Origin of the sequence: Dokdonia sp. Hel_I_53, from assembly GCF_007827465.1 — a bacterium.
In the GTDB taxonomy this organism is placed as follows: Bacteria; Bacteroidota; Bacteroidia; order Flavobacteriales; family Flavobacteriaceae; genus Dokdonia.
The window spans coordinates 1,081,544-1,097,500 of sequence record NZ_VISL01000001.1 but is presented as its reverse complement, the minus strand read 5'-3'; the positions used below and the strand labels follow the sequence as shown (position 1 = coordinate 1,097,500).

The window sequence follows — 15,957 nt, the reverse complement described above, 5'->3', positions numbered from 1 at the left end:
GAATGAGGACGATCTATATCGTCGTATGCAGCGCATAAACTGGCGCAAATTCATGGATTTGAAAACTACATTTGCAATAAACGCCACTGTGAGTGGGCCTACTTTTACGCACTCACAATATGTAGCTTTCAAGACTAAAGATGCTATTGTAGATAAGTTTAGGAGAGAAGATAATCTTAGACCTAATGTAGATGTTAAACATCCTGATGTACGCTTTAATGTTCATATACAAGACAATTGGTGTACAGTTTCATTAGATAGCAGTGGAGCATCATTACATCACAGAGGCTATAGAACAGCAACTAATATTGCACCAATCAACGAAGCACTGGCTGCAGGATTGATCATGATGAGTGGCTGGCATGGTCAATCTGATCTTTTGGATCCTATGTGTGGTTCTGGAACTATGTTGATTGAAGCTGCAATGATAGCTTGTAATGTCCCTGCGAACCTTAATCGAAAGGAATTCGCTTTTGAAAAATGGTCAGATTGGGATGCAGATCTGTATGATCTCATTGAAGGCTCTGCACTTAAAAGAGTTAAAGATTTTAGATTTAAAATTACAGGATATGATAAGGCACCATCTGCAATTGCAAAAGCTCGTGAAAATATCAAAAATGCACAACTTTCTGACTTTATAACTGTAGAGGAAGGCAACTTTTTTGAGTCTGAAAAGCCTGGTGATGACTTTTTACAAATTGTTTTTAATCCACCTTATGGAGAACGGCTTCCTATAGAAATGGAAGAGTTTTACAAACAAATAGGAGACACACTTAAAAGTGGGTACCCCGGCTCTCATGCATGGCTTATCACATCTAATATGGAGTCACTTAAGCACGTAGGGTTACGACCTAGTAGAAAAATTAAAGTCTTTAATGGTAGTTTAGAAAGTCGCTTTGTAAAATATGAAATGTATGCTGGAAGTAAAAAGGCAAAGTATCAAGAAAGGGAATAAGTGTGTTACACTTTCGCGAAAGCGTAATTAATATTCAATTATTATTTGACAAAAGGGAATAAGTAGGTAAGTGTATAACCATAACCCACACCTATTGTATTGTCCTCAGTGACTTTTCCAAAGTCTGGAATATATAGGTTTGCATATTCTTCTGGTTCTTTAACGATAATCGATCTCTTGAGTTGGGCATTAAGCCCTAGATATAGGTTATTAAATAATTCAACTTCGATACCTATTTTTAGTTCTAACCAAGTAGCATTTAAATTTTTGAACTCTTGGGATGCTATACGTATGTCATCTTCAAAAGGAGTAGTGGTAGTATATATTGTATAGCGATCTAGCTCCTGAGTAAAACTTGAAAAACCTGCATATACTCCCGCATACAATAAATTATTCATACCATACCAGTTCTCATAAGCATTGTAATTAAATCCAGCTTTTATGTAGCTGCCTTTTGTTGTGTTTTCTATATTAGGAAGCTCTATGGTGCGAGTCTCATTTCCAAGAGCTGCTGCTAAATAGTAATTTTTTTTTATTCTAAAATCTCCTACTATTCCAAAACCTTTAAAATTAGGATCAATAATGGAAAGAATAGGTTTAGACAAATTAAGTCCTACGCGTAGGCCGTAATATTTCTTATTTTTTTTGAGAGTATCGTTATCTATGACTTTCTCAGAATTTTGTGAGTATACTGAGGCGGTGAGAAAAAGAAAAATACTAATGAAATATAGTAACGTGCGTGATCGTGTCATTATCTATTATTGTGTTTAAAATATCGATATCCTGAATCCAGTTACCATCGTTTAGTGCGTCTCTTGTTATTTCTAGGTCATTATAAATGACTCTAAATCCGCAGGCAGAACTAACAAAATCTTCCTGACGAATGTATGATATAGCAAGATCATCTGTATTTTCTTCATCTTCATCTACTTCTAAGCTATTAATTTTAAATGAATATACAAGTTGATCAACACTTGTGTTCAAAGGTATAGCAACCGATGAAGTATTTACAAGGGCTAACGTATCTCCTCCTTCTACAGCTGTTGTAATTTCTAAATTTGTTGGAGCTTTTAATATAGATATATTGTTTGCGTCATAAAATTCAATTCTAAGTAAAGGTGTCGTTTGTGTAGTTGCCGCACAAATATCATCTCTTTCACAAGAAGTATGAAGGAGTCCTATGATCAATAAAAATAGTAAGATCAACTTTCTCATATTATCTTTTTTCTAGAAGTACGACGTTTTCCACATGATGTGTTTGCGGGAACATGTCAACAGGTTGCACTCGAGTCACTTTATATATATCATCTAGTAACGCAAGATCACGTGCTTGTGTTGCACTGTTACAGCTTACATATACAATCTTTGCCGGGGATATATTTAAGATTTGCTGTACAACATCTCCATGCATGCCATCACGCGGAGGATCTGTAATAATAATATCTGGCTGTCCATGTGTGTTTATAAACTCAGTATTAAACACTTTTTTCATATCACCCACGTAAAACTCTGCATTATCTATGTTGTTGAGTTGTGCATTTTCCTTTGCTGCTGTAATCGCATCTGGGACGGCTTCTACACCAATGACTTTTCTTGCCTTCTTCGCAACAAACTGAGCAATAGTTCCAGTACCAGTATATAGATCGTATACAAGCTCATCACCGGTAAGTCCTGCAAAATCACGAGTTATTTTATACAACTCATAGGCTTGCTTAGAGTTGGTCTGGTAAAAAGATTTGGCGTTTATTTTAAATTTTAAACCCTCCATCTCTTCAAAGATATGATCTCGACCTGCATAACAGATGACCTCTTGATCATAAATAGTGTCATTACCTTTTTCATTTATAACATACAAGAGTGAAGTGATTTCTGGCCAAGTGTCTTTTATGTAATCAAGTAATAACGTTCGATTCTTAGAGTCTTCTTTAAAAAATTGTACTAGAACCATTAGCTCTCCATTTGAACTTGTACGGATCATAAGTGTGCGGAGAAACCCTTCTTGATTACGCGCATTATAAAACGTCATATCATTTGACGTGGCAAATTCTTTGATTCCATTACGAATTGCATTGCTAGGGTCTCTCTGTAAATGACACTTTTCAATATCAAGAATTTTATCCCACATACCCGCTATGTGAAAGCCCAACGCATTACGATCTTCAATGATTTCACCAGATCTAATTTGATCAAGTGTGAGCCATTTTGAATCTGAAAAACCAAACTCCATTTTATTGCGATAGAAATATTCTTCGGCGCTACCAGCTATGGGTGTTATTTCAGGTAATTCAATTTTTCCTAAACGTGTGAGATTATTTACCACCTCTTGTTGCTTGTACTCGAGCTGGTATTTGTACTCCATGTTTTGCCACTTACAACCACCGCAAACTTCAAAGTGCTGACATTGAGGTTGTGTACGCTTTCGCGAAAGCGTAACCACTTCAGTAGCTGTTCCTTCGTAATAAGCTTTGCGTTTTTTTGTAGTTTGTACATGTACCACATCACCAGGAATGGCATTATTGATAAATATTACCTTACCATCTGGTGCATGACCAATAGCTTTTCCTTTTGCGCCAGCATCTGTCACAGGTATATTTTCAAAAACTTGTCTATTTTGTTTACGTCTGCCCATAGTCGCAAAAATAGAACAATTCTTAATTGTGTAGAAGGTTTTCAGTCGTCCTTTATAATTCGTAATTTTACGTTCTGTTTTAGGGATGATTTCTCTCCCCCGCTGAATTTTCGAGCTTTCGAAAGAATAAAGGTAGCGTAGGAATTGCATTTTTTTAATACTCAAAATAATATACTATGGCCACTATCGACCATCTTACTTCGCAAGAAGCAATCGCACTAGAAGACAAATACGGAGCACATAATTACCATCCACTACCTGTGGTGCTGAGCAAAGGCGAGGGAGTCTTTGTTTGGGATGTAGAAGGAAAGAAATATTATGATTTTTTATCTGCATACTCTGCTGTAAATCAAGGACATTGTCACCCAAAGATTGTAGGAGCAATGACAGATCAAGCTAAAACACTTACCTTAACTTCTAGAGCATTTTATAATGATATGCTTGGGAAGTTTGAAAAGTATGCGACAGAGACTTTTAACTTTGACAAGTTGCTTCCCATGAACACAGGGGCAGAGGCTGTAGAGACTGCTTTAAAGCTTTGTAGAAAGTGGGCGTATGAAGTGAAAGGCATAGATGAGAATGAGGCAGAAATAATTGTATGTGAAAACAATTTTCATGGTAGAACAACAACCATTATTTCTTTTTCTAATGATCCCGTAGCTCGTAAAAACTTTGGGCCATATACAAAAGGTTTCATTAAGATAGAATATGATAACCTCAAGGCACTAGAAGAAGCATTAAATAGTAGAAAAAATATCGCAGGATTCTTGGTAGAGCCTATTCAAGGTGAAGCTGGTGTGTATGTACCTAGTGAAGGATACTTATCAGCAGCAAAAGCGCTCTGTGAGAAACATAACGTATTATTTATTGCAGATGAAGTACAGACTGGGATAGCGAGAACAGGGCGTTTACTTGCCACTTGTGGTAATTGTAGCTGTCCAGACAAGCATTGTTCTGGTACTCCAGAAGTAAAGCCAGATATTTTAATTCTAGGTAAAGCTTTGTCTGGTGGAGCCTATCCAGTATCTGCCGTACTAGCTAATGACGCTATTATGAATGTAATCAAGCCAGGGAATCATGGTAGTACTTTTGGAGGTAATCCAGTTGCTGCTGCGGTAGGCATGGCTGCCCTTGAGGTGATTAAAGATGAGAACTTAGCTGAAAATGCTCAGGTATTAGGAGAATTATTTAGAGCAGAGCTTTCTAAGTTTATAGAGAACAGTTCGATTGTGAGTGGTGTTAGAGGAAAAGGATTGCTTAATGCAATATTAATAAATGATACGGAAGATAGCTCTACAGCCTGGGACATTTGTATTGCATTAAGAGATAATGGTCTCCTTGCAAAACCTACGCATGGCAATATCATTCGTTTTGCACCTCCACTTGTAATGACAAAAGACCAATTATTAGATTGCGTCGCAATAATTACGAAAACTCTTAAAGAGTTTGAGAAATAAGACTGATTAGATATTTTAATAAAAAGACCATCTAGATTTACTAGATGGTCTTTTATTAGGGCTACCCTTAAAGCTACACTAATTACTTGATCAGTGTAGCTCTTTTTATTTAAGGTAATTATTATATTCCCATTTGTTCCATAGCTTGTCTTTGTTGGTCCATATAAGCATCAACCCCACCTAATGTGATTATGTATATGACACTACCAACTAAAGTTAAAATCGCAAGCACTAGTCCTATAATAGCGATGATTCTTGCTGTATTAAGTTGTGAAGCGTTCTCATAAATTTCAGGATTAGCTTCGAGCATCTTTTTATCCTTATTTACTAAGTAAAGAGCTATTCCTGATAAAATCACACCTCCTATTCCAGAAGAACAGCAGCAAGCAATATAGGATAGAATACCTAAAACTAGAGAAATAGTAACATTTGGTAATTTTTGTTGTTCCATAATAATTAATTGTCAGTTGTTTAATTAGTTGTCATTTTAATTATGTAGCTAGTGATTATTGTAGCCACGGTCAAGATAGCTAAAAAAATAATACTCTTATTGGCATATTTAAAACTAATAAATTGATTGAGCAACAAAAAACCCAACAACAGTATCAAAGGATAAAGTGCTGGGTACATATAAAATGATTGTAAAAACTCTCCTTTAAAAAGTAAGGCGACAGATCTTTGTATGCCACACCCCATACATTCGAAACCTAGATATTTTTTGTTTAGGCAAGGAAGCATATATTCCTCCATAATGAATCCCTAGATTTTAATTGATGATTCTTATTTTTTGAGCTTTCCTAAGACCATCTATAGTTACGAACTGTACGACATAAATACCAGTTGTTAAATTTTTAGTAGAAAATGAATATTCATTTTGATTACCTAAATCTAATTCCTTGAAAATTTGCTTGCCAGTGATGTCATAGAGGGCAACATCTTTTACAACAATGTTGTCAGGATTATAAATTTCTAGCTGACCATCATTATTATTTTGTGTGATAATAAACGAATTATAAACAGCATCTTCTTCTGAAAAAGGATCCTGCTCAATAATACTAATATCTTCGTTGTCTTCTATTTCATCTTCAGTTTCTTCTTCTGGAGGGGCTGTTTCAGTTGTAAATCTTACAAAGAAACGATCTTCATAAACACCTTCTTCTAATGAAATAATCATCTCATCGTTAAGTATATCATGATATGTATTTGTTAAACTGTCTAGTAAGAAGATATTATCGTAGCTAAATTCTGCTGTTCTAAATACTTTAAATTTAAATTCTGATGTTTCTGCTACCTGCAATTTAAGAGGAACCCATTGATATTGATCTTTACCAATTCCTGCAATAACATTACCTAATTTTCCTATATCATTTGTGTAATCAGAAGCAAATGCGACATCTGTGGGTAGTGCACCATTAATAGGTGCATCTACAGCAAAATCAAATCCTTCAGTTGCATTTTCAATAATTCCAATACCAAGTTGTCTTGTGTATAAGTTATTAATACCAACTGCAAGATAAATCTCAGTAATTTTATCCATGTTTGTAACGTCAGGATAAAAAGTCTCTACACCAATGCCAGGTACAGGGTTTTGATTTTGTGCTGTTCTAAATTCAGAATTATTTGCGGCGCCTTCTTGCACATAAACTCTATGTCTGTTACTAAAAGTGAGGGTTGACGTTCCTTGACTGCTATCTCCTAAAAGAAAAAAACCTTGACCTACTGGTGAAAATCTCCTTTCGTAAAAGGCTCCTGGACCTGTGTCGTTACCGATTCCGTTACCTAATTCATCATAATTTTGATACGTAGCCTCTACATACATTCCTGCACCTAGAGGACTGTTCATAGGAGAGAAAGTTCCATATCCACCTTCATAATTTTCTAAATAATGAGAATTAACACCAGCTTTACTATCCCAAAAATATGCAACTCCAGTAATTACTTTTTTACGATCAATACTCACTGTACCGCCTCCAAAGCCCAAATCGTAAGTTTCTGTGCTTCCGGCAGCAGTAGGTGCAGAGTTTTCAATTAAAAAATAAGAAAGATCCATCGCAGAAGGGTAAGGGTTACCCACAAGTACATCTTCATCAACACCAACAGTTACACCGCTAATATCTCCATTATTTGGACGTCCTCTAAAATCATATCGCTGTGCGCCACCTGAGTTGTTTGCTCCAGTTTCAGTGCTTATGGTTGTGTTGTCAGTACCACTTACACCTTTCATCGTAAAGCCATAACCAGCTTCAAGCTCACCAGTATTTCCTATTTGCGTCCAATCTGCATATCCTCCAGAAGAAGACTTATATGAAAAAAGCCAATAGTGGGCTATAGATAAAACCCCTGGAGATGTAAAACCATCATACCCACCATTATTTAAAGCAGAATCACTGTTTGTTACAGTAAGAGGCAGGTTTAAAATTTTTTCTGAGGGTGCATTTCTAAAAGCAAATGGTGTATTTCCATTTGCTCTAGCGGGGCCACTAATACCTGTACCTAACGTACGGGATAATCCGACAGGTGATGCCCAAAAGTTATAATCAAACTGATTTACCGTTCCTTCCTGATAAACGGATATATCTCCTGTTCCTTTGTTGTCTCTATCTACACCTTGTCCCTGTAGTAATTGTCCTTTTCCACGTAAGAGTATGTTTGAAATTTCACTTTCACTGGCTGATGCTAGGGTGCTGTTTGTGACAAGCTCAACATCTTGTTTAACAAAAAATAAGGCATCATTTACAAATACGTAAGATGCATTTGTACTTGTGGGTTGAACGTATAATTGTGCTTTTACAGTAAGTCCAAGAGCGACAAGACTTAAAAATAATAATTTTTTCATAAGGGACACTTTAATAAGTACAGTTAGACTTGGGGTTTAACTGTAGTAAATATACGTTATTTTTGCCTCTATAGTTTCATAGATCAGGTTAGAATACTATGAGATTTAAAAATATTAACAGGTTATCTCACTTAGCGTAATGGAAATAGGCGATAAAGTTCAAGCATTAGATGACGATTTTGAAGGAGTAATTATTTCAAAAAAAGCTGATGAAATTCAAGTAGAAGACATTGATGGATTTGTTTCAATTTTTCACGAAAGTGAACTCATTCCAGCAGTACCTATTACCATTAAAAGTAAATTGGCAGAGGTTCCAGAGGGTGTCATTGAGGAAAAAGAGGAACCCAAAAAATATACTTCAAAAAAAATTCCAGCTAAACAGAGAAATGCTCCAGTGATGGAGGTAGATTTACACATTCACAAACTTGTAGAGCGAAGCGGGGCCATGTCTAATTATGAAATGCTCAATTTGCAACTAGACACCGCTCGTCGTCAACTTAACTTTGCAATAAGTAAGCGATTACAAAAGATGGTTTTTATTCATGGAGTAGGGGAGGGCGTACTCCGCGAGGAATTATATACGTTGTTTAGAAGATATGACAATGTGAAATTTTATGATGCAGATTTTCAGAAGTATGGATTAGGAGCTACAGAGGTTTATATTTTCCAGAATATTAATTAAAATTCGGAGTAAAAGTTATTTCTAAATCTTCAGAAACAGAGTACGTTCCAAGTATCTGTTCTTCTCTATTTAATACAGTTTCAGTAGCATTTTCATAACTTAGATTTTGCATTAAAATAAAAACACTTCTATCTGTGATTCTAAAATTATGAATACGAAAACTATCAACCACGGTGGTAACTGCGATTTCAGCATTTAAATAATCATCTTTAGTGGGGTTATTAACATCCGAATTATCATTCATCGGATTTAAATCACCATTTGCATCTTCATACCTTGTGAGTACACCATCCCCATCATCATCATCATCAAGATAATCAGGAATAGTGTCTTCATCAGAGTCTTGAAGATTATCAAGTTGATCAGCAACATACTCAGCTCGAGTTGGGACATTATCACCATCATCATCATCGTCATAAATATTTGGAATTCCGTCTAGATCTGTATCTTTCATGTCACCTATATTTGTAGAATTATATCCATCAGGATCTTCAACCTCTGCAGGAATTCCGTCATTATCATCCATAAAACCTGTGACTTTTATAGATAAGTCTGTAGAATAACTTATAAGTTCATTATCAACGATAGGTTCTGAGGGTGGGATAATATTACAGAAATAGTTATTTGTTACGGCGCTTTTAAATTTTCTATATACTACTCTATCTTGACCTCCATCTAATCGTACACTGTATGTACTGTCGATTATTGCAAAGTTGGGTTCTGTGATTTCTTCACTCAAAATATCTTCAGTAGTTGTAAACTGTACTGCTATGCCCTCATTGGCATCATTTGTATTATAAAATACATATTGGTTATTATCTGGAGTACTACAAAGTTCAATAGTTTGATCAAAGTCAAATTCTGTGATAGTAACATCCCCATCATCACAACTTATTGTAATAGCTATGAGTAAACATACCGTAAAAATCTTTTTCATATAAATGTATTTACTAATGTAAAAGTAGTGGAAATATGGGTAATTACGCTTTCGCGAAAGCGTTAATCTACACATATTTTGCCTTTGAAATTCTACAATTTATAGAATTCTATTCCTTATAACTCCACTAGGAGTGTATCTATTTATTTTAGGTATTTTTGCGAGAATAATTTTTAAGTTAGAACGTCTATGAGATCGGTTTATTTTGATAATGCAGCAACTACCCAAATACGAGAAGAAGTATTAGATCGCATGGTCGAGGTGATGCGTGATGTATCTGGTAACCCATCATCAACCCATGCACTAGGGAGGACTGCAAAAAGTCATATAGAAAGTGCTCGAAAAACGATTGCTAAAATTCTTAATGTTACTGCTGGAGAAATCATTTTTACCTCTGGAGGAACGGAGGCAGATAATTTTGTTATTAATAGTGCTGTAAGAGACCTAGGCGTACAACGGATTATAACCTCACGTATAGAACATCATGCCGTTTTACATGCAGTAGAGGAAGTTGCCGCATCGCATAAAATTGATATTGATTTTGTAAGTCTTAAAGAATGTGGTACTCCAGATGAAAAACATCTCCAAGAGCTACTTCAATCAACAACTAAAAAGACGCTGGTATCGCTCATGCATGTAAATAACGAAATTGGGAATATGATTGATATAAAATCAATTGCTGTATTGTCTAAAAGCCACGGAGCCTTAGTTCATTCTGACATGGTACAAAGTATAGGCCATTACAAAGTAGACTTGCAAGAGATTCCTGTGGATTTTGTGGCTGCGGCTGGGCACAAATTTCATGGGCCTAAGGGCGTAGGTTTTGCTTTTGTGCGCAAAAATAGTGGACTGAAACCACTTATTTTTGGTGGGTCCCAAGAGCGCGGTCTACGCGCAGGTACAGAAAGTGTTCATAATATTGCGGGCATTGAGGAAGCCATTCGGTGCGCATATGACAATTTAGATGAAGAGCGTAGTTATATAAAAGGAATTAAAAATTACTTTATAGAAAAATTAGCATCAGAAATTCCAGCTGCAAAATTAAATGGAAATTGTAGCGATTCTTCAAAAAGCACATACACATTACTTAATGTATGCTTACCCATCAACCCAGAAAAAGCACTTATGCTTTTGTTTCAACTTGATATGAAGGGAATTGCATGTTCAAAAGGGAGTGCTTGTCAAAGCGGAAGTGATAAAGGCTCTCATGTTTTACAAGAAATTCTAACTGATGAAGACCTCGAGAAGCCTAGTGTGCGTTTTTCATTTTCAAAATACAACACCAGAGAAGAAGTGGATTATACAGTTTCTGTATTAAAAGAATTTTTGGAAAAAATCCCTGCTTAATATTAAAATTTTGCAGAAATTTTGATATTAAATACTCTTGGAGTTAAAAAGTTAGGAACTGCATATTGCTGTTGCGAGCTAGCGTCCCTTACAAATGTGTTGGTAATAGAATTTTGCTTATCAAAAATATTATAAATTTCAAAACCAGCAGTCAACTCTTTGAAAGGGTGAAGCCAGTGACCTTTTGGATATTTCCTTTTTGAGTCAGTAAAGACATAATTTATACCAGCGTCAGCTCTGAAATAGTCTCTCAATCGGGGCAACTCTGCAAAAATGTACGGATCTGCATAGCTCGGTGAACCTCCTGGCAATCCTGTTTGATACACCATATTAATATATAGCTTTAAATTAGGTATACGAGGCGCATAATCTTGAAACAAAAAAGCAACTTTCATACGTTGATCACTAGGGCGTGGAATATACCCTTGGTCTTCTATATTTTCTTCTGTTTTCAAAATACCTAAACTAATCCAACTCTGAGTGCCTGGAACAAATTCTCCATTTAGTCTAGTGTCAAAACCATATGCTCTTGCAACAGCATTATTTGTTGCTCTATACCGTATTCTAACATTTTCAAGTGTGTATGGGTTTACATCACTCAACCCTTTGTAATATAATTCAGATACTAACTTGAAAGGCCTTTCCCATAAATTAAAACTCCAGTCGTGACCAACTACAAGGTGATAGGATTTTTGAGCTTTAACTTTTGGACGTACTTGCCCTATAGAGTCTCTTAGTTCTCTATAAAGTGGAGGTTGATAATATAGACCTCCTGAGGCCCTAAAAATCATATCACTACTCCAATTTGGCTTTATACTGAGCTGAGCTCTTGGACTCAAGACGGTTTGCGTGTTGTTTTCTAAGTTCTCTCCACTTACAGTCCATTGATGAGTTCTAAGGCCTGCATTGAGCCACAATTCACTTTGCTCAAAATCTATTTTCTTACTATACTGTGTAAATGCTGTTAGCCTATCAATAGTAACATTGTTTTGCGCTCTTATATTAGTATAGGGCTCTAAAGGTGCATCAAAAGGCTCGTAGGGCTGCTGGTTTGAAAAATCGGGAATAGGTGGTCTTATAGAAAAGCCGGCAGAGTCAATAACTTCATATTCTTCTAATCGATCACGTATATCTTCTCTTGTGTATTTTATACCCCAATCTATTTGATTATTTTCTTTAATATAAGTTCCTTTATGAGCAATATTTATAAAGAATGCATCAAGGTCATTACGCCCGTGGGTAAGTTGTGATCCAATACCTTGTGTAAATTCTACTTCTCCTAAGTTTTCATCTCCTATATCAGTATTTGGTGTGCCTAGCCTATACTCAGCAAAGATGTCAAAATACTCTTGTTCTTGTGTGTGATAGGTTGAACTTATAAATTTTAACGTGAGGTTTTCACTAACTGCATATGTACCTTTTAGAGCTCCAAAATAGGTGTTATAAATATCTTTTTCTTGACCACTATAAAAAACTACTAATGCAACAGGCGCGGCTAACGTGCCAAAATTTGTTTGTCGTGTAAGGGGCTTATAGTCATATGAGTTAACAGCAATATTGCCCAAAAAATCTAATTGAAATTTGTTTGAAAACTTATAAGTAAGCAGCGATTGCACATCGAAGAAGCGAGGCTTGAAGTTTGTCTTTGTTTGTTTTGCATTTACAAGTAAACTATTATCACGATAGCGTACACCAGATATGGCTGTAAAGCGACCATTTTTAGAGATTCCCTCTGCAGATATACTGCCCCCTAGAAGGCTTGCGTCAATAGTTGCTCCAAAATTTACAGGTCTTCTGTAGGTGATATCGAGTACTGACGATAACTTGTCGCCATATTTTGCTTGAAAACCTCCTGCACTAAATGCTACGTCTTGGATTAGATCACTATTGACAAAGCTTAATCCTTCTTGTTGTCCAGATCTTACTAAAAATGGCCTATAAACTTCAATATCATTGACATATACTAGATTCTCGTCAAAATTTCCTCCTCTTACCGAATACTGTGTACTGAGTTCATTATTATTACTCACTCCCGGAAGAGACTTAAGAAGATTTTCTACTCCTGCATTTGCGCCAGGTATTTTGCGTATGGCACTAGGGGAAAGTGTAATAATTCCTTGAACGCGTTCTTGAGGTGTATTTGTCAGAATTATCGCACTTAATTGCTCAATGTCCCTCTTAAGAATAGGATTAAATTCTACTTCTGCATTAGCCTCTAGCTTAAATGTTTGTGTGAGTTTTTTAAACCCTAAAAAAGAAAATTCTACCGTTACATTAGTATTTGATGGAATGTCAAGAGTATAAAAACCATTACTATTAGTGGTAGTGCCATTTTCTTCGTATCTGATCGAGACAGAGGAAAGAATTTTAGTGCTCTCATCTAATACAATTCCACGAATGGTTGCTGTCTGCCCAAGCAGCTCAGAAAATGAACAGATTATAAAGAAAATAATTAAATAGCGATTTTTCAACGAATGTCTTTTCTAAAAAATGTAGTTTCAAAAATAGCGCTATTTCCTACATTATCTGTCACTACAAGTTTAAAATCATTTTTAACGTCTTTAATAATGCCATCATTAAAATCATGTGTTAGAATATTTGTTTTAGGATCGTATTCTAATAATATAAACTTCCCATTTACTGTAGCTCTATATCCTTTGATACCGCTATCTTGATCTGAAATTTTTAAAGTTAGATACCTGTATTTTGACATCCATTTTCCTTTTTTGAAGTTCTTAGGCTCTATTTTTGGCGGAGCTGTATCTTTTGCGAGACTATATGTACCAAAGGTTCTGGTGCCAATTTGTAACTTATCACCTACAATACGAGATCTTACATAATAAATGTCATCTTTCCAATTGTGTCTTCCTAAGTATAATTTTTCTCTATCATCCTCTTTATAATCAGAAAGGTCATAAGAAACAATAATATTTTTATGCACGGGCACAACATCTTCATGTAAAAATAATTTATCTCCAGATACGGTTAGATTTATAAAAGTGTCATCATATAATGCTCCTTTGGGAATATATACTTCAAACTTACCTTCATTAAAGCTGTATCCTTGATCACTATATACATAGTCCTCAGTTTCTTTTATTTTCCTTGGGCTAAGAATGCTATCATTTGTTCCTGTTATTGGAATGGTGATTTTTGTTTCATTACCTTCAAAATCTTTTAAGCTTATATGGTATTGATATGAAAGGCCATTTGATACATTTAATAATCCATTATCTTTCTCTTTTGTGTAAATGCTTAAAGGGTTGTTCTTTTCTATAAATAATTTTTGCACTCTTTTTCTTTTATCTTTATATAACCCATAGTCAATCATGCGATTGAGATATCTTGTTTCTGCAAAAGAAAATTTATTCATTTTAATTTCAAAATTAGTCTCACCATTTACAGTAGTCGTTATAGAGTAAATTCCATTTTTATTGTTAGCCAAATCTAATTGGTCAATAGTTCCCACAGCAAATCCTAAAGTCCCTGTTGCATTTACGCTTTCTGCTTGGTAATTACCGTCCTTTTTTTGTGTAAGCCGTAATGATGTAGGATTTCCATCTTTATTTATGGCGCTCTGATTTCCTATTGGGTATGCAATTAATTCTTGAATGATTGGTTTTCTAGTGTCTTTAGCTACTAGGCCAAATAGTAATGGGTTCATTGGTCTAGCATTTTTGTCACGTATTTCAAAATGCAAATGCGGGCCAGCACTACCCCCTGTATTTCCACTATAGGCTATGATTTCTCCTTTTGAAACCCTTAATTCTCCTTGTGTAGGGAAAAGCTCTATTTCAAAACTTTCTTTTTTATATTGAGCGGCTTTAACATAATCTTCAATTTCTGGGCAGAAATTTTTGAGGTGGGCATACACCGTCGTATATCCATTGGGGTGCAATATATAAATAGCCTTCCCATACCCGTAATGCGAAATTTTAATTCTTGTTACTATTCCTGAGGCACTTGCATAAACAGGTAGTCCTTCTCTTCGCTCTGTTTTGAGGTCAAGACCACTATGAAAATGATTACTACGTAGCTCGCCAAAGGTCCCCGCAATTATCATTGCACCATCCAAAGGATTGACAAAATAATTTTTTGGTATTTCTTGGCAAAAAACAATGCCACTCACCAAAATAAAAAATAATATAAAGAGACTTCTCATAAATGCTAATGTAAGAAATCGTCATAAAAAATTAGCTAATTACAATGTTGAAAATATTTGAGGAAATGTAGCTAATTTTAAATACATTCTTATAAAAGAAAAATGCTGCCTTAGATTAAGACAGCATTTTTGTAAAAAATAATTTATGTATTTACTCACGGTGTAAATTCCAATCGTAATCCATAAAACTTATAGGAGTTTCTATTGATATTTTACCTTTATTCGAAAATTTATTTATAAAGGGAACAAGGTCAAAATCATCTTTATACCAGTCAAAAATTCTAGATAATTTACTTCCTCTAAGATTTACGTCATTTTTTGTTTCGTCATTGATAAACTGCTTAGTAGCCATGTCTAACTCATAATCTAACCTATTAGAATCATATGCAGTTCTCATTAGTAAAGGGGATGAGGTTGCTGTAGAGTACAATGCAAAGTGTATTCTAGGGTCATCAAATTCTCTTAAAATACTGTGCTCAACAAAATCTAAAGAAATTTTTCCACCAGTAAAGTCTAATGTTTCATTCTTAAAAGGCTCTCTAATGTAATTAATACTCTTAATAGGATAATTTTCAACTAGTAATTTTATGATATTTACGTTGTAGAAATTAATCCAGAAAGCCTTTTGTTCGTTAGCACTCCAGCCTGCATTAGGAGAAATCTTTGAAAAATTCTTTGCTAGCTCTTGGATGACATTCATATTTTCTAAAAGCTCATCGTAGTCAACAACACCCTCTTTAGAAACGTAATCATCAAGAAATTCATTGTAAGCACTCAAATCAATAGTTTGAGAAAATCCTTGAAAAGTAATAAGAAATAATAATAAAAGTAAATAATGTTTCATTGTTTTGTGATTTGGGATTTAATGATTAATGATATTTAATTAAATATTGAAACATTAAAATAGTTGCTTGCTTAATAAGTCAGGTAAAAACCTTTCTTTTAGGCATGC

14 protein-coding genes (1 of these 14 running past the window's edge) are annotated in these 15,957 nt (G+C 35.0%); 4 read left to right on the top strand and 10 right to left on the bottom strand.

What is annotated here, in order from left to right:
- Nucleotides 1-955, top strand: partial view of a class I SAM-dependent RNA methyltransferase gene (locus tag OD90_RS04830; RefSeq protein ID WP_144667380.1) — the 3' portion only. The gene continues 191 nt to the left of window position 1, outside the view; the window shows 955 of its 1,146 coding nt (coding positions 192-1,146); the start codon falls outside the window, past its left edge; it ends in the stop codon at nt 953-955.
- Between the two features lie 41 nt (nt 956-996).
- On the opposite strand, the gene OD90_RS04825 is transcribed toward OD90_RS04830, so the two are convergent.
- The 3 genes from OD90_RS04825 to rlmD are packed head-to-tail and all read right to left on the bottom strand — an operon-like array spanning nt 997 to nt 3,584.
- A complete protein-coding gene (locus tag OD90_RS04825) occupies nt 997-1,707 on the bottom strand; it encodes a DUF6048 family protein (RefSeq protein WP_144667378.1) in 711 nt (236 codons plus the stop codon).
- A complete protein-coding gene (locus OD90_RS04820) occupies nt 1,673-2,170 on the bottom strand; it encodes a DUF6452 family protein (protein ID WP_144667375.1) in 498 nt (165 codons plus the stop codon). Before OD90_RS04820 ends, OD90_RS04825 begins: the two co-directional genes overlap by 35 nt.
- 1 nt (nt 2,171) lies before the next feature.
- Nucleotides 2,172-3,584: a 23S rRNA (uracil(1939)-C(5))-methyltransferase RlmD gene (gene rlmD, locus OD90_RS04815; protein ID WP_144667371.1), complete on the bottom strand. Its 1,413-nt coding sequence runs from the start codon at nt 3,582-3,584 to the stop codon at nt 2,172-2,174.
- 176 nt (nt 3,585-3,760) lie between these two features.
- Here rlmD and rocD point away from each other — a divergent pair, with 176 nt between their 5' ends.
- Nucleotides 3,761-5,041, top strand: a complete 1,281-nt coding sequence (gene rocD, locus OD90_RS04810) for an ornithine--oxo-acid transaminase (RefSeq protein ID WP_144667368.1) — start codon at nt 3,761-3,763, stop codon at nt 5,039-5,041.
- Between the two features lie 121 nt (nt 5,042-5,162).
- On the opposite strand, the gene OD90_RS04805 is transcribed toward rocD, so the two are convergent.
- The 3 genes from OD90_RS04805 to OD90_RS04795 are packed head-to-tail and all read right to left on the bottom strand — an operon-like array spanning nt 5,163 to nt 7,877.
- Nucleotides 5,163-5,492: a CCC motif membrane protein gene (locus tag OD90_RS04805; RefSeq protein WP_144667365.1), complete on the bottom strand. Its 330-nt coding sequence runs from the start codon at nt 5,490-5,492 to the stop codon at nt 5,163-5,165.
- 20 nt (nt 5,493-5,512) lie between these two features.
- Nucleotides 5,513-5,779, bottom strand: coding sequence for a DUF2752 domain-containing protein (locus tag OD90_RS04800; RefSeq protein WP_315897482.1), 267 nt, complete (start codon nt 5,777-5,779; stop codon nt 5,513-5,515).
- A 28-nt stretch (nt 5,780-5,807) separates the two neighbouring features.
- Complete coding sequence (locus OD90_RS04795) at nt 5,808-7,877, bottom strand: T9SS type A sorting domain-containing protein (RefSeq protein ID WP_144667359.1); 2,070 nt, start codon at nt 7,875-7,877, stop codon at nt 5,808-5,810.
- Nucleotides 7,878-8,016: 139 nt separating this feature from the next.
- Here OD90_RS04795 and OD90_RS04790 point away from each other — a divergent pair, with 139 nt between their 5' ends.
- The gene (locus OD90_RS04790) at nt 8,017-8,559 is read left to right on the top strand and encodes a Smr/MutS family protein (protein ID WP_144667356.1); all 543 of its coding nucleotides are present in this window, start codon (nt 8,017-8,019) and stop codon (nt 8,557-8,559) included.
- Here the strand turns inward: OD90_RS04790 and OD90_RS04785 are convergent.
- A complete protein-coding gene (locus OD90_RS04785; protein ID WP_144667353.1) occupies nt 8,552-9,496 on the bottom strand; it encodes a hypothetical protein in 945 nt (314 codons plus the stop codon). The two genes, OD90_RS04790 and OD90_RS04785, sit on opposite strands and share 8 nt — an antisense overlap.
- A gap of 189 nt (nt 9,497-9,685) precedes the next feature.
- On the opposite strand from OD90_RS04785, the gene OD90_RS04780 reads away from it, so the two are divergent.
- The gene (locus OD90_RS04780; protein WP_144667350.1) at nt 9,686-10,843 is read left to right on the top strand and encodes a cysteine desulfurase family protein; all 1,158 of its coding nucleotides are present in this window, start codon (nt 9,686-9,688) and stop codon (nt 10,841-10,843) included.
- Nucleotides 10,844-10,845: 2 nt separating this feature from the next.
- Here OD90_RS04780 and OD90_RS04775 read toward each other — a convergent pair whose 3' ends face one another.
- From OD90_RS04775 to OD90_RS04765, 3 genes are all read right to left on the bottom strand, one after another.
- Nucleotides 10,846-13,314: a carboxypeptidase-like regulatory domain-containing protein gene (locus OD90_RS04775; RefSeq protein WP_144667347.1), complete on the bottom strand. Its 2,469-nt coding sequence runs from the start codon at nt 13,312-13,314 to the stop codon at nt 10,846-10,848.
- A complete protein-coding gene (locus OD90_RS04770; RefSeq protein WP_144667344.1) occupies nt 13,311-15,005 on the bottom strand; it encodes a M23 family metallopeptidase in 1,695 nt (564 codons plus the stop codon). The genes OD90_RS04775 and OD90_RS04770 overlap by 4 nt, the downstream gene beginning before the upstream one ends.
- Before the next feature lie 151 nt (nt 15,006-15,156).
- Nucleotides 15,157-15,849: a DUF547 domain-containing protein gene (locus OD90_RS04765; protein ID WP_144667341.1), complete on the bottom strand. Its 693-nt coding sequence runs from the start codon at nt 15,847-15,849 to the stop codon at nt 15,157-15,159.
- Between the last annotated feature and the right edge of the window lie 108 nt (nt 15,850-15,957).